22 protein-coding genes and 6 tRNA genes are annotated in these 19,625 nt (G+C 37.0%); 4 read left to right on the top strand and 24 right to left on the bottom strand.

The genetic code is table 11. The annotated features are described in order from the left end of the window. Positions 1-281 precede the first annotated feature (281 nt). From ABDZ84_RS05790 to ABDZ84_RS05745, 10 genes are all read right to left on the bottom strand, one after another. Entirely contained in the window at positions 282-1,385 is a 1,104-nt protein-coding gene (locus ABDZ84_RS05790) for a phosphomevalonate kinase (protein ID WP_026681908.1), read from the bottom strand. 12 nt (positions 1,386-1,397) lie between these two features. Beyond that, a complete protein-coding gene (gene mvaD, locus ABDZ84_RS05785; protein ID WP_343780520.1) occupies positions 1,398-2,372 on the bottom strand; it encodes a diphosphomevalonate decarboxylase in 975 nt (324 codons plus the stop codon). 22 nt (positions 2,373-2,394) lie between these two features. Further along, entirely contained in the window at positions 2,395-3,363 is a 969-nt protein-coding gene (gene mvk / locus ABDZ84_RS05780) for a mevalonate kinase (RefSeq protein ID WP_121604328.1), read from the bottom strand. Further along, entirely contained in the window at positions 3,360-4,649 is a 1,290-nt protein-coding gene (locus ABDZ84_RS05775; protein WP_166530870.1) for a hydroxymethylglutaryl-CoA reductase, degradative, read from the bottom strand. The genes mvk and ABDZ84_RS05775 overlap by 4 nt, the downstream gene beginning before the upstream one ends. Before the next feature lie 299 nt (positions 4,650-4,948). Then, positions 4,949-5,021: transfer RNA gene (locus ABDZ84_RS05770), tRNA-Lys, on the bottom strand. Between the two features lie 213 nt (positions 5,022-5,234). Continuing rightward, positions 5,235-5,309 (bottom strand) — tRNA-Gln (locus ABDZ84_RS05765). A 10-nt stretch (positions 5,310-5,319) separates the two neighbouring features. Beyond that, positions 5,320-5,404, bottom strand: a tRNA-Tyr gene (locus tag ABDZ84_RS05760). Positions 5,405-5,449: 45 nt separating this feature from the next. Beyond that, positions 5,450-5,525 (bottom strand) — tRNA-Thr (locus ABDZ84_RS05755). Positions 5,526-5,529: 4 nt separating this feature from the next. Then, a tRNA-Val gene (locus tag ABDZ84_RS05750) sits at positions 5,530-5,605 on the bottom strand. A 27-nt stretch (positions 5,606-5,632) separates the two neighbouring features. After that, a tRNA-Glu gene (locus ABDZ84_RS05745) sits at positions 5,633-5,707 on the bottom strand. Positions 5,708-5,960: 253 nt separating this feature from the next. On the opposite strand from ABDZ84_RS05745, the gene fabI reads away from it, so the two are divergent. Both fabI and ABDZ84_RS05735 read left to right on the top strand, forming a co-directional pair. Beyond that, complete coding sequence (gene fabI, locus ABDZ84_RS05740) at positions 5,961-6,737, top strand: enoyl-ACP reductase FabI (RefSeq protein WP_026681904.1); 777 nt, start codon at positions 5,961-5,963, stop codon at positions 6,735-6,737. A gap of 337 nt (positions 6,738-7,074) precedes the next feature. After that, positions 7,075-7,746, top strand: coding sequence for a cupin domain-containing protein (locus ABDZ84_RS05735; protein ID WP_026681903.1), 672 nt, complete (start codon positions 7,075-7,077; stop codon positions 7,744-7,746). Between the two features lie 601 nt (positions 7,747-8,347). On the opposite strand, the gene ABDZ84_RS05730 is transcribed toward ABDZ84_RS05735, so the two are convergent. The 13 genes from ABDZ84_RS05730 to ABDZ84_RS05670 form a co-directional block, all read right to left on the bottom strand. Continuing rightward, positions 8,348-9,115, bottom strand: coding sequence for an N-acetylmuramoyl-L-alanine amidase (locus tag ABDZ84_RS05730; protein ID WP_026681902.1), 768 nt, complete (start codon positions 9,113-9,115; stop codon positions 8,348-8,350). Between the two features lie 66 nt (positions 9,116-9,181). Continuing rightward, positions 9,182-9,415 carry a phage holin gene (locus tag ABDZ84_RS05725; RefSeq protein ID WP_026681901.1) on the bottom strand — a complete coding sequence of 78 codons (234 nt, stop codon included), beginning with the start codon at positions 9,413-9,415 and terminating at the stop codon, positions 9,182-9,184. Positions 9,416-9,428: 13 nt separating this feature from the next. After that, on the bottom strand, positions 9,429-9,704 hold the full coding sequence (locus ABDZ84_RS05720; protein ID WP_166530871.1) for a hypothetical protein: 276 nt from the start codon (positions 9,702-9,704) through the stop codon (positions 9,429-9,431). A gap of 88 nt (positions 9,705-9,792) precedes the next feature. Then, on the bottom strand, positions 9,793-9,969 hold the full coding sequence (locus ABDZ84_RS05715; protein WP_166530872.1) for a hypothetical protein: 177 nt from the start codon (positions 9,967-9,969) through the stop codon (positions 9,793-9,795). After that, a complete protein-coding gene (locus ABDZ84_RS05710) occupies positions 9,970-12,954 on the bottom strand; it encodes a phage tail spike protein (RefSeq protein WP_166530873.1) in 2,985 nt (994 codons plus the stop codon). 2 nt (positions 12,955-12,956) lie between these two features. Beyond that, a complete protein-coding gene (locus ABDZ84_RS05705; RefSeq protein WP_166530874.1) occupies positions 12,957-13,289 on the bottom strand; it encodes a phage distal tail protein in 333 nt (110 codons plus the stop codon). Next, a complete protein-coding gene (locus tag ABDZ84_RS05700) occupies positions 13,289-13,627 on the bottom strand; it encodes a hypothetical protein (RefSeq protein ID WP_166530875.1) in 339 nt (112 codons plus the stop codon). Before ABDZ84_RS05700 ends, ABDZ84_RS05705 begins: the two co-directional genes overlap by 1 nt. Further along, a complete protein-coding gene (locus tag ABDZ84_RS05695; protein ID WP_166530876.1) occupies positions 13,617-14,153 on the bottom strand; it encodes a distal tail protein Dit in 537 nt (178 codons plus the stop codon). Before ABDZ84_RS05695 ends, ABDZ84_RS05700 begins: the two co-directional genes overlap by 11 nt. 10 nt (positions 14,154-14,163) lie before the next feature. Further along, a complete protein-coding gene (locus ABDZ84_RS05690; protein ID WP_166530877.1) occupies positions 14,164-15,804 on the bottom strand; it encodes a phage tail protein in 1,641 nt (546 codons plus the stop codon). After that, a complete protein-coding gene (locus ABDZ84_RS05685) occupies positions 15,788-16,012 on the bottom strand; it encodes a hypothetical protein (protein WP_166530878.1) in 225 nt (74 codons plus the stop codon). Before ABDZ84_RS05685 ends, ABDZ84_RS05690 begins: the two co-directional genes overlap by 17 nt. Positions 16,013-16,164: 152 nt before the next feature. After that, positions 16,165-16,527 (bottom strand): tail assembly chaperone, encoded by a 363-nt coding sequence (locus tag ABDZ84_RS05680; RefSeq protein ID WP_166530879.1) that lies wholly within the window; start codon positions 16,525-16,527, stop codon positions 16,165-16,167. Between the two features lie 97 nt (positions 16,528-16,624). Next, positions 16,625-17,143: a phage major tail protein, TP901-1 family gene (locus ABDZ84_RS05675; protein WP_166530880.1), complete on the bottom strand. Its 519-nt coding sequence runs from the start codon at positions 17,141-17,143 to the stop codon at positions 16,625-16,627. A 288-nt stretch (positions 17,144-17,431) separates the two neighbouring features. Beyond that, complete coding sequence (locus ABDZ84_RS05670) at positions 17,432-17,848, bottom strand: helix-turn-helix transcriptional regulator (protein WP_026681894.1); 417 nt, start codon at positions 17,846-17,848, stop codon at positions 17,432-17,434. A 317-nt stretch (positions 17,849-18,165) separates the two neighbouring features. Here ABDZ84_RS05670 and ABDZ84_RS05665 point away from each other — a divergent pair, with 317 nt between their 5' ends. Continuing rightward, a complete protein-coding gene (locus ABDZ84_RS05665; RefSeq protein ID WP_026681893.1) occupies positions 18,166-18,516 on the top strand; it encodes a helix-turn-helix domain-containing protein in 351 nt (116 codons plus the stop codon). A 181-nt stretch (positions 18,517-18,697) separates the two neighbouring features. Continuing rightward, positions 18,698-19,147, top strand: a complete 450-nt coding sequence (locus tag ABDZ84_RS05660; protein WP_034679274.1) for an ImmA/IrrE family metallo-endopeptidase — start codon at positions 18,698-18,700, stop codon at positions 19,145-19,147. A gap of 78 nt (positions 19,148-19,225) precedes the next feature. Here ABDZ84_RS05660 and ABDZ84_RS05655 read toward each other — a convergent pair whose 3' ends face one another. Then, the gene (locus tag ABDZ84_RS05655; RefSeq protein ID WP_121604322.1) at positions 19,226-19,441 is read right to left on the bottom strand and encodes a hypothetical protein; all 216 of its coding nucleotides are present in this window, start codon (positions 19,439-19,441) and stop codon (positions 19,226-19,228) included. Between the last annotated feature and the right edge of the window lie 184 nt (positions 19,442-19,625).

Genomic DNA, 19,625 nt, shown 5'->3' with positions numbered 1-19,625 from the left:
AACGTAGCGACTGGAGCAAGTCAACGGAGTTAAAGGAATCATGGTGTGCTTGCTAGCCGATGATGACTTATCGTAGGAATTCGTGAAGTCGCCTCGTTTCTGGGCGCGACTCAAAGCGCCCATATTTATCAACATGTAATTTTCTAAACTATAAAAAAACTCTCCTTCAGATAAAGGGGAGTCTCACTTTGTTCTGTATATCCGCATCCCCGGCAAATAAGCCAGAGACTGCTTGCATTTTAAGCTAAAGATACTACCTTATGGTAACATCCATATATTCATCATGATTCAGCTATTTTTGCACCAAATGGACTTGGGTTTAGTGACAGTGGTTTTATTCCTGCTTTTTCCCACATCTCCATTAGTTGCTGCGCTTGTTCTTGTGAGGGCATAAAAGCAATTCCACAATCGCCCCCCCCTGCGCCGGAAGGTTTACCAGCACCTCCACAAGCTTCTGCCAAGTCACATAGTTTAGAAAGAAGAGGTGTTTCAATAGCTATTTTTGCATGTTGTCCAACCGTTGCCAACGCGTGTCGATTTTGCTTAACACCATCGAACAGGGATTCTACATTATTCTGCTTCATTCCGGTTAAAATCTTCGAAACCGCCTTTTCACTTTCCGAGAGAAAATGGTTAAATTGTGTCAAATTATCCGATTTCAATTGTAAAATCTTATCGACAAGTTTCGGTGTGGATGCAGGGCTACCTGTCCAACCAATACACATATAGACATTTTTCGGCAATTGAACCGGCTCTAACGAAAAATATATCCAGTCACATTGCAAAAGTTCAGTTAGAGATTTAGCATCTTTATGAGCTTTTCTTAACCATTCTGCTTGAAAAGAGGAATATTCAAGAAAACCTCCATATGAAGATGCCGCTACATCAGCACCCGATCCATTTCCTTGTGTAATAACATGTGAGATCGATGCAAGTTTGAATATTAGTTCAGCAGTAGGGTCAAATGGGAGGAATTGTTTTAAAATAGCAGCAATAACTGAGGTTACTACAGCAGCACTAGAGCCTAGCCCATATTTCACACCAGATTCATCATCTAGCTCACTATTGATAGTTAGTTGAAAAGGTGCTGGTGAAATTTGTTTTTCATTCAAATAAGTGATGGCAATTGTCATAGCTTCTTCTACAAAACGGGTTCGCGGATCATCAGAGGCAATGACAGCTTTCCCATCGCTATATTTCCATGATAGATTCGTTAATTGAAAATCCATTAAACTAATCTTGTTAGTATCCTTTAGCTGGATTGTCGTAAATACATAACGATCAACAGCCATTACAACCAAATGGTTATTTGGTTGTAATACGGCAAACTCTCCAGCCATCATTAATTTTCCTGGTACTTTTATAGTCATTGATGTTTGTGACAAATCGTTCAACCCCTACAAATAGGTTACTCCTTGACCCGGTTTACTTAATCGTATATCTGATACACCAGGTAAATTTATAAGTGTCTGTTCGACATTTTTTTCATGCTCAGGTAAATAGAGAACTTTAACATTTGGTCCTGCATCAATTGTAAAATAAGCTGGAATACCTTGAGCACGCATTTCTTGAATTGTTTGCATGACGGCTAGTGTGGTATCATGCCAGTAAGTAAATGGCGGATTAGCACCTAAAGTTGTTGCATGCATTTTCAAGCAATTCGCTTCAGCAATTTCCCCGACTTTTTGAAAATCACGATCTTGAATGCCATGTTTAATCTGTGTTAAACCATTTGGGATACTATCAATCCACCCTTGGAAAAATGGCGACGTCTCTACCGTCCGCTTCATACCTGTACGACTTGACACCTTTTTCTTGGTAGATGATAACACTACCGCGGCGACTCGGATATCCCAATGGTCAGCTGGTGCGATCGGTACAGCATATGAATCTGAACCGTCTTCTTTCGTTCCCATTTCCCATTCCGCAAAGCCTCCATATATAGAACGACAAGCAGATCCAGAGCCCTGACGTGTTAATTGAGAAAGCTCTTGATTGGTTAAATTCAATCCAATTGCTTTCGTACCAGCAGCAGCCAATGCAGCAAAACCAGATGCTGATGAAGCAAAGCCTGCCGCAGTCGGAACATCGTTTACCGATTCAACATCTGCATAAATGTGCTTCCCTGCCATTTTTCTTATCAGTTCAAGAAATGCTGTAACACGATTATACTGATCACCTGCTATCAGTTGGTTATCTAATTTAAATCGATCTTCAGAAAGAGAATCATCAAACGCTACGGTTGTTGTTGTATAAAAGCCGTCTAAGGTAAGTGATAGGCTATTATTTGTTGGTAATATAATGGATTCATTTCGCTTTCCCCAGTATTTAATTAAGGCAATATTTGTATGTGCCTTAGCAGTTGCTTTCATGCATGAGTCTCCTTCTATGCTATTATTTGTCCTTATTTCCTTTTAGAACAAATGGCCAAACAGCATGAGCGCCAAATTTTCTTAATTTATCAGCGAGCTGTCTGGAGTGTACCTCATTTTGGGCAAGAGCAATAATGCAACCTCCATTACCGCCACCTGTTAGTTTCGCACCTAATGCTCCTTCTTTTCGGGCAAAATTAATTAAGCGGTTTAAGCCAGCATCACTTACTCCTAACGCCTCTAGTTCTTTTTGAGCTTCATTTAACATATGTCCCAAAATATGTTTACCCTTTTTTTCCAACGCTTGCTTTGCATGATGTGTTAATTTACCAATGCGCTCCAATTTACGATGAATTTTCTTTGGAGCCATCTTTACTAGATGAGCAACGGATTCAACAGCCAAACGAGTATCGCCGATCCGTCCGGAATCCGCGACTACAAAATGAAAATCATCACTTAGTTCTATAAAGTCAATAGGATGCTCTTTTTCATACCAAACAGGGGATTGGGATGTAATTGTCAACGTGTCAATACCACTTGGAGCACCGTGTGCAAAGGTTTCTGCTATATTAGCCAATCGTAATAAATCCTCATCCGTATAGTCCTCATTAAAATAAGCAAATAATGAACGGACTACCGAAATAGCCACTGAAGCACTTGACCCAAGTCCTTTTCCAGGTGGAATAGAGGATTTAATGCGAATTAACAAGTCCTGACAAGGCATATTTAAATACTCTAAGGTTCCTTGAATACATTGCACAATACCATGTAATGATTCTGGTGCCAACGTAAGTGGACCATGGTAGAAAGTAGTATCAATTTTCACTGTACCTGGTACTTGTTCCACAACGGACTCTACACCTACTAATGGAAACGGAATAGCAATGGCAGGTTGTCCGTGTACAACTGCATGCTCTCCGATTAAAATTAGTTTACTATGAGCTATTCCAATAGCTGTTTTTTCTGTTGTTGTTGCCTTTTCTGCACTCATTTTGTATATTCTTCCACCAATTCTTTAGCTTTTCCGACACGGATTTCCTTCATTTCTACTAATTTCTCAGATACGATATCGATCAACTCCCCAGTAGCTCCTGCTGCAATAGCAACAGAACGAGAATGTAAAGCCATATGGCCTTTTTGTATACCATCTGTAACTAATGCTTTTAGCGCACCTAGATTCTGTGCCAAACCAACGGCTACTATTACCTGTGCTAGTTCTTGGGCAGATTCAACATTTAAGATATTATGGGCAATTTTTGCAATAGGATGAACACGAATAGATCCTCCTACCGTTCCTACTGACATTGGCAATTCTAAGTCACCGACAAGGTTTCCAGACTTATCAACCGACCACGTTGTCATTGAACCATATTGGCCATTCCGAGACGCATAAGCATGAGCACCAGCTTCGACAGCCCGCCAATCATTTCCGGTTGCAATTACAATTGGATCGATACCGTTCATAATTCCTTTATTATGCGTTACTGCTCGGTAGGGATCAGAAGCAGCAAACTCATAAGCGCTTACTATACCATCTCTTACTACCTCACCAGAAAAATCACCAGTTCTTAAAAGCTCAGGAGGAATAACACACTTTGCGCGTGCTAAGCATTTATCCGCAAAATTAGACAAAATACGCAAATAAACTTTGCCCTGTGTTAATTCTTCAACCATCGGAGCTAACGATTCAACCATGGTATTTATAATATTCGCTCCCATTGCATCACATGTATTAATATATAAATGCAATATAAGCATTTGCTGATAAGCTGAGTTGGATTCTTCATTTAGTATGCGTACTTCAAGGTCTTCTGCACCACCGCCTCTTGCCACAATACTTGGGTAAGCAGCATTAGCATTTTCAATTAGTACATCTTTCTTTGCTACCAATTTATCTTTAGCTTGTTGCAAATCTGGGCATCCAACAACCTGAATTTGTCCGATCATGACTCTATCTGTTGCTTCAGTTGTAAAACCTCCTGCTTCTCTCACTACTTTCCCAATATGGCTAGCAGAAGCAACAACAGAAGGTTCTTCAATCGCCATTGGTACTACATATTCTTTCCCATTAATTAAGAAATTCAATCCTAATCCTAACGGAAGGGGAAAAGTACCAATTACGTTTTCAATCATCTTATCAGCTGTATCAGGGGATAACGCTTCCTTCTCAGCTAAGGTATTTATATCTTGATCTGTCAACCCATGCATGTCTCTCAGCAAATCTCTGCGTTCTTCCACCGACTTCTTATAAAAACCAGGAATTCTGGAGGTCTCCATTGCCTATCATCCTTTTAATTGTTGTATATAGAAATTCGTACGGAATAAATTATTATCAGGCATTATCTATAGTAAAATTATATCACGATTGTACCATTTTTCATTAGAAAATGTTGTCTCCCTTTAAGGACATTCACTCAAGAAAACATGATATCATAATACCATGCTATGTATAAAAAAATAACTGTTACTATTATGTAAAAAATCACTCTAAAATGCAAATAAACAAGGCTGCTACATTCCATAACGACCTTGTTTATCCCACCTTTTATATGACGTTTCTATACTATTAATATAAATGAGCCATGGAGGATTCGAACCTCCGACCCTCTGATTAAAAGTCAGATGCTCTACCGACTGAGCTAATGGCTCGTGTTGAAAATAATAATTTATACGTTAAGCTTTAGCTTGACAAAAAATGGTGCTCGTCGTGTTGAATGACAACTCGCTGATGCCACACTCCTCGCAGGCCTGCATCTAGTAGTTAATTCGCTGATGCTTGCGGCCAGCTAATGGCTCGTGTTGAAAAATTCATTCATCAAAAAAATAGGGCTCTTCCCAAAAAAAGACCCATAAATAAAAAAATGGCTGGGCTACCAGGATTCGAACCTGGGGTACACGGGATCAAAACCCGATGCCTTACCGCTTGGCTATAGCCCAACAATAAAAATGGTGGAGGGGGGCAGATTCGAACTGCCGAACCCTGAGGGAGCGGATTTACAGTCCGCCGCGTTTAGCCACTTCGCTACCCCTCCATATTGTTAACTATATATTATAATTTATTCATGGTTTGTAAAAAATGGTGCCGGCCAGAGGACTTGAACCCCCAACCTACTGATTACAAGTCAGTTGCTCTACCAGTTGAGCTAGGCCGGCTTTATGGTGGAGGATGCAGGGCTCGAACCTGCGACCCCTTGCTTGTAAGGCAAGTGCTCTCCCAGCTGAGCTAATCCTCCAAAACCACTCGTATATTAAAATAATATTGGTGACCCGTACGGGATTCGAACCCGTGTTACCGCCGTGAAAGGGCGGTGTCTTAACCACTTGACCAACGGGCCAAACATTTATTTGGCATATGTTACAACGAATTTTGTTAAACTCTGTCGTAAACCAACGAATTTTATTATACCCAGATATGAATGGTTTGTAAAGGGGGAATTTAATTTTTTTTATTTTTTCGTTTCAACCCCTACAAGATCAAAGGTTTGATGCAATTTATTACGAAGTGTCCTATGATACAATAGATAAGACTTTCTTTCAATTTATGGGATAGGTTATAATGTACAAAAGAATTATTATGGAGGTACTTTGATGACGAATTTATTAGAAGGAAAAAACATTGTTATCATGGGTGTTGCAAGTGAACGAAGCATCGCATGGGGAATAACATCATCCTTACATAAAGCAGGAGCAAATCTAATATTTACATATAGACAAGATCGTTCTTACAAGAAATTGACAAAGCTTCTTGATAAGCATGATATTACAGCTAAGTTGATTGTATCCTGTGATGTAGCTAATGACGAGAGTATTACTGAAGCTTTTTCTACCATAAAAGAAAAGATTGGAACCATTCATGGAATCGTTCATTCAGTAGCCTTTGCTAACAGAGAGGAATTACAAGGTGAGTATGCAGACACATCACGAGATGGCTTTTTACTAGCTCAGGAAATTAGTGCTTATTCCTTAGTAGCTGTAACAAAAGCCGCAAAGGACCTAATGACAGAGGGTGGAAGTATTGTTACACAAACTTATCTTGGTGCAGAAAGGGTTATTCCAAACTATAATGTTATGGGTGTTGCCAAGGCCTCTCTAGAAGCAAGCGTGCGATATTTAGCTGAAGATATGGGTAAATATGGTGTTCGAGTTAATGCAGTATCTGCCGGACCAATTCGTACACTATCAGCCAAAGGAGTGTCTGGTTTCAACGAAAAATTAGGGATGATCGAAGAAAAAGCTCCTCTTCGAAAAAATGTGGATCAGGATCAAGTTGGAGATGCTACACTATTCTTTATGAGTGAACTTTCCCGAGGTATTACCGGAGAAGTTCTTCATGTTGATTCTGGATACCATATTATTGGCGGTTAGTAGTGGGACGTGCATTCGTGTACGTCCTTTGTTTATGTCAAAAGAAAAATTATTAACAATCACCCTATAGACATGGTCATTTACCTTCTAAACGAACACCGATGGCTAGGCTACTATATCAAACTTATTCCTACCTGTTAGCTTGAATTACTTCTATAGCCACCCTATCACGTTCCATACTTTCGTTAATTCATCATAACGCTATGTCATTTGTATTCTTTCTCGCAAGCTTCTCATAATTTTAGTTGTAAGCAATATAGGCATTTGTCACACTTTCCATACCTTTTCATAAGATATGATGTGAATAACTTTAAATATATGGAGTTGAGAAAAGCTTATGGTAACTTCTTACATGGATTACACGAAGCCTGATGTGGAATATTTCTCGGATTTAAATACGAATCGATTATTTACAAGGAATTCCGAGAATTATATTAACCGGTTAGGAAGAGATGTATTAAATACATTAAGTAATGTATCGATACTTGATATCTATTTAAGCAAGGGTCATGTTGTTGAGCCACATTATCATCAAAACGCAGCAGAATTGGTGTATTGTATTAGTGGTTCAGCTGTCGTTTCCTTTATGAACCCTTTCAATAACGAAGTTAAAAATATACCAATCACACCAGGCCAAGTTGCAAATATACCTCAGGGATGGTGGCATTGGGAAGAAGCGTCAGAGAACAACACACATTTACTAGCCATTTTTGACGCGCCATATCCTGAATATATCTTAGGGTCAGATATCTTGACAAAAACTCCTGTAGACGTTATAGCTCATACGTATTGCTTAGATCCAGAAGCATGGAAAGAGGCCGTTGCACCGATAAAAAACGAAACCATTATTATTGGACCAACGGATGAATGTAGTCGCAAATCAAAAAATAACAACCAAGGTTATACTTCAGTTCATTATCCAAACATGCCGCTACCACACCCTTATAATCCGATGCAATATGTATACAGCCATCCCCACCCTGGCTATTATCCTGGCTACAATTGTTAAGGAAACTTCCAACTCTATTCAAAAAATAACAAAGAAAGCCTTACCATTAGACAAGTACTATGAATTCTTCTTCCTCTTAATTTAATTATAGTAGATTTTCTTAAACATAAATATTTTAAAAAGGTATTAATGGAAAAATTAGTACGAACTGAGGATTGTTTTTAAGTTAATAGTAATTTTAATTATACTATGTGAATTGGTATATTTTGGCTTAGATATCGGGAGCTCATAAGCATCATATTGGTTTCCAATTTCCATATTAACTTTTTGAACATAAATATGTAGCTAGTAATGTGCATAAAAGGAAAACTGGGTTCGATCATAAGCACCTTGACAGACTAACAGAGGCGCCCAACCCTATATAAAGTGAAACTTCAATCAGTGAGGGTTTTACTGTCAGTTATATGCGGGATAAAATTTCTATGGTGGAGGTTTAAAGCAATTAAGCAAAAAATAAAACTGCTAGAGAAATACTTGAAGGTTTTGATCTTTATTTTGAATAAGCAAAAGTTAAAGATCCTCCCTCACAGTGAGGTGAACCCCAAAGGTTAATCTTTTTTATCTAGTAACCTTTGGGGATTCAACACCCTTAGCGGATTTTTTATTTCGTATAATACCTTACATAGGTTGGATTTGCAGTAATATACAATCCGCTCTTAATTTGATACATATAACCTCCATCTACTGGGAACTTGTCCCTAATGACAGTAAAGACTTCCCCTTGATTTACTATAACTGCCTTATCATTCCAATTTGCCGTATTATAAGTCCATAATGAATCAACAACTACTTCAATATATCCTTGCCCATCATTTACATCTTTAAGGGTAAGACCTAATGCACTTGCTAAACCTTCTGCATGACCACGAGCAATTTTATTTAGGAAAGCATCCGACTTCAATGCTGCTGCATCTGCAGCATTGTCAATAAAACCATTCTCCGTAAGCACAGCTGGCATAGCAGATTCTCTTACCATGTGGAAGTTTGCTTCCTTCTTTCCACGATCCCTAAACTCTGTTTCATTCACAATGGCATTATGCACAATAGCACGTAATCGATTCGTTTCAGCCTTGCCTGAATAGCTACCATTGTAAGTGTAGGATTCGAATCCAGTACCTCCACCTGCATTAATATGAACAGAAACGAGATAATCTGCCCCCCAGCTATTAGCCATATTCGTACGTTGTGATAAGGATAATGTTTGATCCGTTGTCCGCGAAAGCATAACCGAATGTCCTTCATAATCACTGTTTAAAATATCACGTAGCTTTAAAGCAATGGCCAACGTAACATCCTTCTCCTGTAATCCATTTCCAGTTGCTCCTGGATCACTACCACCATGTCCTGCATCAATAAAAATTTTTGTCATAAAAAATTCCTCCTTCATTATTTTTATATTAAAAAAGCGACTTGCCCGTTTGGACTAGCCGCTTGACTATCTTGTCAGATTAGATTGCTGTAATACTTTCCTTTGTTCATTACCTTTTGACGTAATATAGTTATTTTTAAACCAAGCCCATGTACTTGCTGTAGCAGTAAATATAATAGAGATTGCTTCGCCCCACGTCTCCATTGTTCCAGGTATAGGGTTTAGATTAGCAATTATCAAAAATTGATTAAGCAACGCCAATGCCAATACTAGCGTACGAATGATCGTGCCTTTGTCCATTTACTCACCTCCACTAAAACTGCTGAATAATTAGAACTGCAAGTGTTAACAAACCAAAAAGCCATCCACTCCATAAGCGGACAGCTTCTGATACTGATTCTTTTCCTTCTGATTCGGCTTCCATTCTATCTACTTTTTCTTTGATTACTCCAAGTTCTTCTCGTAAGCCATTATACTTTCTAATAATTTTCCTTGTTTCTTGCATTTCAGAACGCAAGTCTTTAAAATCTCCCTGGATAGAACTTATTTGTTCAAATAATTCTTTATTTGTATACCATTGTTCAGACATGTCCGCCTCCCCACATCTATGACGTTACATAAATCTATAGCCTACCTACTATCTAAATTCCCCTGATTCGCTTTCCTATTTGAAATTGTCATAATGAGTCATTTTTATCAACCGCTTTATTTAACTCCTCACGTAATTTATTGGCTTCTTCTTGCTGACTTGTAACAATTGCTTCTAAATATGCTTTTTCTTGAGTAAGAGTTGATATCTGATTGGTTAATGAATTAACTACATATTGTAGGTTGATATCTTTATTATGTTCCATTTATAATGCTCCTTCTAATTTCTTTTCAATGTTATCGATTCTCTGCATCTGATACTTGAGTGCACCGGCCACTGTAAAAATAGCGCTTCCCAATAAAACGCCATCTTGCGTCTCATTCATTAACTCCTCTGGCCCGTCTTCAGCAATTATACCTGTGTGTACCTTAATGCCGGTCTTCTTATCCCCAATCTTTCTATTAAATCTTTTTATCTCAATTTTATTAAAAACCCGTTGTAATTCTTCTAAATCGATAGTGTGGATATTTTCTTTTGAATCTCTTGATGAGATCTCATTAAAATTATTTGCGTGTACATTGTGTCCATAAATTCTCCACCACCTAAAAGATGGTGAACCTATATACCCTACATTATCACGTGGTATTCTAAAATAAGGTTCTCTTGCAGTTCCTCCTGTATTTAGAACACTTGAAAACTGAAAAAAATCTGCGGGGTTAGTTACACCATAAGCAACGAACCTATGCTGTTGTCCATAATATAATTGGTTGGAATCTGAGTAAATAGATGTTGATACCCCATTTTGATCACTGCCGATAATAAAATGATTATTAACATTCATTCCAACCCCAGCACTTACACTTCCACTTCCACCAAAGAATCTAATTGTAGCAGGATTGGATTGACCTTTCCCCCCTATATTTTGTACCCCTATATGAATCCGGATGTTGCCATTGTTATCAACCGTTTCAAAGCCATTATCATTTATCTCTATAGCTTGCGTACCATTTTTCACACGGACTAATACTTTATTAGCGTCTAATATTCCAGCATTAATTTTATCTGCATTTATATTCGCTATTTTGGCATTTGTAATGGAAGCATTAGCTATTTTGGCTCCATCTATATTGGCATTTCCTGCAATAAGATTATTAGTTATTACACCATCTTTAATATAGACTTTTCCGTCATTGACAACTAAATCTCCGTTAATTGCAATACGTTCAGCATTAATTCTAATTTCTTCGGGTGACTGATTGATACTTGAGACAACCCCATTCTTTTCAACACGTTGCAGAATTTCATCCGCATGTTGAATGATTTCAGACTCAGCATGGGTAACTCGAATATTCATGTCACTCATATCAGCTTCATACGTTGTAGCTTTTACCCTTTGCGCTATCTCATTAGCTTGCTGTTCAATGGTTGACCTGTTATCCTCTATACTTATATTATGTTCATCAACTTCTCGCTCTAAAGTTGACACACTTAAAGAAATTTGCTCTGCAGTTTCTTCGATTGAACTTATTTTCTCGTTATATTCATTTTCACTAACTGCTTCTATATCGGCTGCATTAGTTGGCGCAAGCGCATACCACTCTTCTAATGTTTCATTCCATTTATATAAAAGCTTTGGCTCTTCACTCGTATTTAACCAATACGTATAATCATTAACATTTGGTGGTTCATCACCCTCATAAATGCTATAATTAATAAATTCAGGTACAATATCTTCTAAGTCTGGTAAAGCTAATTGTACAGTGGATGCACTAACTTGCTCTGAATAATCACTTGGCGTACCATGTGTATTAACTGCCCGTACTCGAAAATACCATTTTTCATCGGTGTCTGTAGCAAAGTTAAAAGCCCCTACTTTACCTCGAAAGACAAGATTGGTTGGATCTGGCACAAATCCATTTATCTGACTTGCATAAACTTCATATGCAGCTATGATGTACGTAGATTCAAATGTCCACGATAGTGCAATTTTCTTAAATAAACCATCAGCTACAACATTTAACGGAACCGGTGGTTCTACATCTGGAAATTTTTGATCTGTAATTGGTCCACCACCTGCATCCCAATTCCCGCTATCTTCTTTCACCTTATCTATTACCCAATTAATTTCAGTGTTATCAGGATTTAAGTCTAGTATGTTGCCTAAAACAATACTTCCATTATTTGGATTCCCAATATCATACTTCCATGACATAATACGTGCCTCAATGAGTATCATTGGCTTAACATTTTTATCTCGTGCTATCCCTGAATCTCCTAAAAAGACTTGTTCATGCTCGTAACTTGAAATCTGATAAAAGGTAATAATATCCATCTCATACTGTACTTGGGTCTCCTTTTCAGCCTGTAGCGCTCTCCATGTCTTTTCAAGCAATATTTGGGAATCTGTTTCATCATTATCTTCAAATATCCCGAATCGGTGCATCATTTTTCCAGTTTTTAAATTTGGAATGCCGTGCTTATTCAATGCTTCAGCATCTCCTACCCACTCTTGTCCTAACTTCTTATCTACAGGATCACCATTATCCTTTGACCATACTACATCACGAAACGAAACTTGTTTTGATTCATTTCCCTCTTCAGTTTGTATAGAACCACCTTTTCCAAACAAGGCAGTTTTAGGATAATATAAGACAGTCCTCGTAATATTTTTTATATCTTTATCAATTTCAAATCGTTTACCTGAATCAGAGCCCTTACGGTATACAATATCAATATATCTGCCTATAAGTTTATTATCTTCTATTTCTATTCGATCAACAATTTCACCACCCCAAATTCCTATCAAATTTCCTAGGCTCTCATAGGCATTATGATAATGAAAATTAATGGAATTATCCCCTAAATCTACTACATTTCCAGCTATCCAACGAGAGTTCTTTAAAATAAACTCTAGTGCATCAACTGCTGGCTTTTTTTGTATTTTTCCTTCTTTCACAATTACATCGGTTAATTCTTGGATTCCTGGCAAACACTCAATTGTCTTCTCTGTAGATTCTCCGTCCTTATCATCAACCTCTCGAATTGTAAACAGCCTAAAATTTCCTTTTAAATCTCTGAATGCAATTTGATTGCCACCCATTAAATAACTTGCATCTTCATCAGACATAGGAAAAGTAATAGTAAAAGAGACGGGCTTCTCGACCGTCTCCTCCAACAAAGCTTCTATATAGTTATTGGTGATTGCTAATAAATTATCATACCTATCAAAAATAAATAATTTTTCTTTCATTATTACAACCACCTTTCCCTATATTTAACCTCTAATTGCATTGCAGGTACTGTTTGTATTTCATTAAGACCTGGGGTTAACGGGAAAAAATCTGCATCGGTCAAATCGACTGATGTCATTTGTAATTCATCATTTATAAATACTTTCCGTTTATCAAAATCCACTTTAACAGTATCATTTTTCTTAAAAGGATAATGCAGTTTTAACGCTGCATTGCCTACACTTAATTTAATATATGGTATTTCCTTTTGGGTTACAGCAGTAATAATAGGGTAAGCTTCTACTGAACCTTGTACATTAACTTCATACTTTTGTGCGATCTCAATCCATCGCATTATGCCTCACCCTCTGTTGATACGGTTTCTAATGCAGTTAAACGTTCTTCGATATTAGCTAACTGTGTTTGCATGGTTTCAATCGTTATTTTGTTTTCTTCCACTACTGAACTTATGGTATTAAAATTTGTTTGAAGGCTTGAAATAGAATCATTCATGGCTTCCAAATCCATTTTATTTTTCGTTACATCTCCTTGTAAAGCTAAATTATCCTCTTGAAGTTGCTTTATCGCTGAATCTATCTTATCTGCATTTTGTGCAAAGTTAGCAATAGAAGTGCCAATTTCATCTGTAATTTCTGGCTTTACTAATTTCAAAGTCGGTGTACTAATTGCCAATAAAATCACCCCAAATCTGATTCTTATATACATCCCAAGTAAAGTTTCTTAAAGAAATAGTTTGGTGTTTTTTCCCATATTTAAATGGATCAGAACACAAAAATGTGATTGTAGATACCAAACTATTTGTTGATTCTTCAGGTACATCACTTTCTAACAAAGTTGCATAAAACGATACATCCTCGTCGGTAAAAGTTAGTTCCTTTCTAGATCCTTTTAGCATATCGTTTAATAGATTATATCTCCTCCTAAACCCTTCCTTTGATTGATCTGAAATTTTATATTTTACTTTGATTTCTCGGACATCCCATGTTAATCCTTTCGATTCCATAACACCATGAACACCAGGAAGTTCCGTTGTATGAATACGCTGCTTTAAATTACTTCTTCCCGAAACAGTTAACGTTACAAAACTACCATTTTCATCTGTTAATAATTTATCTAAATTGTTTTCATTAAAGATAGTTTGTATTGCTAAGGAGTTATTTTCGGTACGGCTTACTGCCTGCGTATCTACAAATCTCATAAAGCACCTCCTACCAATTTTGCTTACGAGTTAAGTTATCTTTCCTATTTTGAACCTTCGTTATATCTTCTACAAAAGCAGTAAATTGTTGTCCACCAATAGCTACATTCACAAATGCTGGCTGTTTAGTTACACTCCATTCATTCGTCAAATGATTTTGCATTCTTCTATTAGCTGCTTGATTTAAGCTATTTACCTGACCTGCAATGTTTGGCATTGCAAATTCAGGATTAAAGGAATCCTGTACTCTGTCCGATATAGCGATTGCCGAATTCACGACTTTCTTCGACATCTGATCTATCCCCATAGCAAACCCGGCCATCGTATCATCACCAATACCTTTAAATAAACGGGATGGTGATTTAATTCCTAAATAGCTTAGGACACCGTTTACCGCACTTTTAGCTGCATCAAGAGCAGCTTTGGCTACTCCAGCTGCTTTTTCCTTTATTCCATTAATTAATCCCATTATAAGATCCTTACCTGCTGAGACCATTCTTCCAGCAAATTCAATAACCTTTCCTGGCATTTTAGCAATTTGGTTTCCCACTTCTGTTACTGATTGCATTAACTTTGTCCTAATAGTGTTAAATACTTCTTGGAATTTTGATCTTACCGCTGAAACAATTTCCTGTGCTTTCGTCCAGGCACTCGTAACCATTATGGTAAATCCTCTTACAACAGCGTCCTTAGCATTTGTAAATAATGTTGTGATTGTATCCTTTACCTGTGTAAATTTACTTTTAATAAACTGCCAAATTTCTTGTGCTTTTGTTACAACAAATGTCTTCATAATTTCCCAAACATTGTAAAAAGTAGTTTTTATCGTTTCCCAAGCCCCAGACCAATCACCTGTTATTACTTGCATAACCGCTCTAATAACGCCTAAGATAATCTCTAAGGCAATAGTGATCACTGTCTTTATATAATCCCAAACAGTGGTAATGATAAGTGAGATTGTTTCCCATGCAACGGTAAGAAATGGCAATAGAAATTTCATCACTGAAGTAATTACAGTACGAATAGCTGACCAAACAGAGTTAAATATCTGCATAATCAAGGCTTGATTTTCCATCCACCAAGTGGTTAGCATTCCCCATAAACTCATCACAAAATTCACTATCTCTTGCACAACTGGCATAATAAATGATTTTATCGACTCCCAAACACCTATTACAATATCTCTAAATGTTTCACTTGTATTCCATAGATAGATAAAAGCTGTCACCAATAGTGCAACTAATGTAATAATTAATACAAATGGATTATTTAATAACATCGTAAAGAGTTGTGTAATGATTGGTTGTATTCCCTGAAGCAATGGCATAAATCCTAATACAGCAGAAGACAACGTGTTTAGAATACTAGCTGTCCCACCTAGAACTCCCAAAAATGGGTCAAGAACAGATTGAACCTGTGCTATCCCCTCTGACATACCTGGTATAAATCCAAGTGATTCTTCCATCTCAGATAATTTGTTTACTACAGGATCAAATGATTCTTGCAACTCGGTAAAGGATCCACCTACGTCCTGAATATCATTCATACTATTCATAAAATTATTCATTGCTCCACTAGCATTTTGCATAGATTGCTCAAATCCAGATGTATTGGCGTCTAAAAAAGCATTAATTTCATAGGATTCTGTCATGTGACACCTCCTCTCCAGCATTAATTCGTTTTGCTACTTTTGCCATACGTTTCATTCTATTATTTAAGCGCATTTTCGGTTTATTCACTTCCTTCAAATATTTTTCATAATCGAAGAAGTCTTTAAATCGCTTATAAATAGGAACCTGTTTTTTACCTTGTTCTCTTGTTAACGTCACTTGATGGTTCAACCAAGCCTGCTTATGCATGTTATACTCTTTATCTATTTGCTGTAGTCGAAATGCGTGTAGTCTTAAGGAATACTCTCTTAAAGTTAGTGTCTCAATTTCAAAAAGACTTTTAAAACCAAAGTGGCGAAAACAATTTATAATAATATCCTCATATGTTTGTTCCGAATCTACTATTTGTTCACTTTTGCTGTCTTCTGAAAATGTTTGATTGTGTCCTTCATGACCGGTGACTTCCCCAATTCATCTTTCAATGACAGAAAAAGGTCATGTAATCCGTCATTCTCCTGCGCATAATTTTCAATAGCTATTTCTATCTGCTGATTCGTTGGTGGTGTAGCTAAATATGAAGTAGCTGCCTTCATTACAGAATGTATGACCACTGGATTAAACTGTTGTAGATTCATAAATGCCATATTTACGCCCATACCAAATTTCATTCCTTGGTAATCCACCTCATATTCCTTATCTAGTTCTCGAATAAATTTAATTCCAAATTTTAAATCATACTTTTTTTCATTAATTACAAATTCCATTATTTTACCACCTTCCATTACAATTAGAATCAAATAATTTATGGATTCATCCAATAATTAAATCGGATGAACCCATAAAACTACCTCGGTATATTAATCATTCACCATTTGTTGGAGCAGTCGTATCCTGGAAAGCGTACTGTACTGCAGCTTGCTGCTCATCTGTCAACGTAGCTTCGCCAAATTGTGGCTCCATTTCTACTGTAAAGTTACTAGATATTGTAGCATTTTCTTCAGCATTTGCCGGGTCTTCCCAAGAGTCTAAATAACCTTGAGCATAGATAGCTGGATACTTATTATCTGGTGTTTTTAATTCCTCATCTACTGTTACTTCCCATAGTTCAAGCTTTTGTCCTTTAATAACAGATTGGCGAAGCATATCACCTACTGGATCACCCATTGCCTGAATTGCTTCAATGCTAACTTCTGACTCTAATTCTCCGACATTAATTAAGGAACCATCCTTTGTTATAATCCTTTCTAACTCACGAGAGTAGCTAAACGTATGTTCTGTTTGAAATACTAACTTTGCTGCTTCTTCACTTTGATTTTCTAGCAAACGAAATAATAATATTTTGTTTTTTCCTTCTTGCATTTTAATTTGATTATCTGCCATTTTGTTCCCTCCGAATTCAAATAAAATAGTAAGTACTTCCTCTCCTACTTCCTTAATGCAACTACAAACCACTATTCATCTTCTCTTGAATTTCACCTCCTTTTTCTTCACTACCATTTCAATAAAAAAAAGCCCTAAACACGCATTGGCGCATTCACGACTTTTTAATATCTATCGATAGCTAAGAAATGTTTAGTTTTACGTCATTTCGGACATGTATCTGTGAGAAATCGTTGTTGATTTATCTTGCTTGACTCTAGTCTACATCAAGCTATTCTAACTTGTCATTTACTGAGAAGAGTGTGTAAACTGTGAAATTTTGTCTACAATTGATTCTTTAATGTTATAAATATGCCTTCTTGAAAGTCCCATATGCTGACTTATAGCACTTATTGTCATCCCATCAAGCATGCATTCTAAAACCGTAGCCTCTCTAGGGTCTTTGATAGCTGGCAATCTTTCTTGAATAAATAACACTTTCTTCTCTAGTTTAACAATCCAAGAACTCTTCTTATCCCGCCTTATTACTTCCTGTGCTACTGGATCGCTTACGGTTCCCTGTGCTTTTGGGAGTGATGATTCTATCCCTGAAGGAGCTACCAACCTTGTACCAATATCCTCATTTAAAAGCTTACGTTGTCGATTTATTTCTTTAATCATCCAATGATAATCTTTTAACGTACTCTCGATTTGTTCCTTGTTCATGGAAGCCCGCCCCCTTTTCAAATAAAAGCTGCGCATAATTACTTCTTGATATTGGTGATAGTGGACCGGTTCGCTTATCTCGCCTATATTCATTGACTACCCATTTAACACAATTGTTGTTCCTTACACTCCTATTTTTGTTTGAACACATGTTACTTCCTCCCAGCCATTCATTTTTAATTAATAGAACATGTGTTCTTATCATACATTGCTATATTAGAAATGTCAAAAAAAGTATTTCTGTTTAAGAAATGAATTGTTTCTTTTTTGGAAATTATGATATGATTTAGTTGCTGATATAGAAAGTGGTGTTTACGTTGAATATAGGAAAAAGAATTATTGAGTTAAGGGAAAGTAGAAATTGGAGTCAACGCGAACTTGCCAAACGTGTTCATTTAAATGTGAGTGTTATGAACAGAATTGAACTAGGAGATAGACCGATCAAAGATCATGAATTGGATCGGTTGGCAACTGTATTATCTAGTACAACAGATTATTTACTAGGGCGATCTGATGATCCTAGGCTTTCGGAAGAAGAAGCGTTTGCAGCCTTTCGTAATGACCCATCTTTAGAGAGATGGTATAAAGAATTACCAAAAAATAAAGAAGAAGACCTCCGTAGACTTAAAAGAATCTGGGAGGCCTTTAAAGAAGAGGATCAGACATGATTTTTTAGTTCATCATATTTTAATTGAGTATGAGCATTATTAATTGGTAAGCTTTAGTTACATGGTCACTAAATATACCCTTTTCTGATTCCACATATACATGAAATATACTAGGTGTACAACATTGTGCACCATCTATTTTACACCAAAAACGAACATACATTCTATTAAGGGGGCTACTATGTATTTATATTCAAGGACAGAAGACTACATCCAACATTTATTAGCAAAAATTAACATAAAGATCCCTACTGAGCTAAGAATCGAGAATATATCTAACTCCTTAAAAATACCCGTATACTTTTGGGAATTTAGCAGCGAAACTGTGTACAAGAATGGTAAATGCATTATTTTTTTAAATGCCACTAATAACGAACAAGTTCAATGGCAGGAATTTGCCCATGAAATAGCACATAACCTATGGCATGCTGGTCGTCAGGAATATTTACCTCAAGCCTTCATTGAACTGCAAGAGTGGCAAGCAAATTATTTTAGCTACCACTTATGTGTACCTACGTTCATGCTACAACGCATTCCTAAGGCATCCCCATATCAAATTATGCACCTATTCAATGTAGAATACGAGTTTGCATGCAAGCGATTAGAGATGTATAAAAATAAATTTATATAAAAATTGCAAAAAAGACTGAGCAAAATTCGCTCAATCCTTATCACTAAATGCTCAGATTTACGCTTTCTCTAGTAGCTATTATGGAATAATAGCTACTGCTTGCTTGACCACCACTCCGGCTGCCCACTTCCCTTTCCGTGGGGTTTGTCCTTCAGCTAACTTTTTTAGCAAAACCCGCTCAAAAAAGTGGATCTTCAGGTCAAACATTTCCCACAGGAGTTGAAGTATCCGGCCTTCGCTATTATCAGGCTCTACAACGCTAGCATGAAGTAACACAGCTGCTTTTATACGCACGGATAGCGATTTTCACTTTACCCATTGTAAAAAAAGTCAACCTATTACTTATGACAAGAATTGGTGCACCTTCTCATAGCGGAGACGAATTACGTAGACTCCTGCGGGATTAGCACGAGCCGAAAATCCACTTTGCAACGTGTTCTTCTTTGCAAAGTTAGTTGAGGCCGTGCCCGCGGAAAGC

It is taken from the genome of Virgibacillus salarius (assembly GCF_039521925.1).
Lineage (GTDB): Bacteria > Bacillota > Bacilli > Bacillales > Amphibacillaceae > Virgibacillus > Virgibacillus salarius.
The sequence above is the reverse complement of the archived record's forward strand: the minus strand, read 5'-3'. Positions and strand labels throughout refer to the sequence as shown.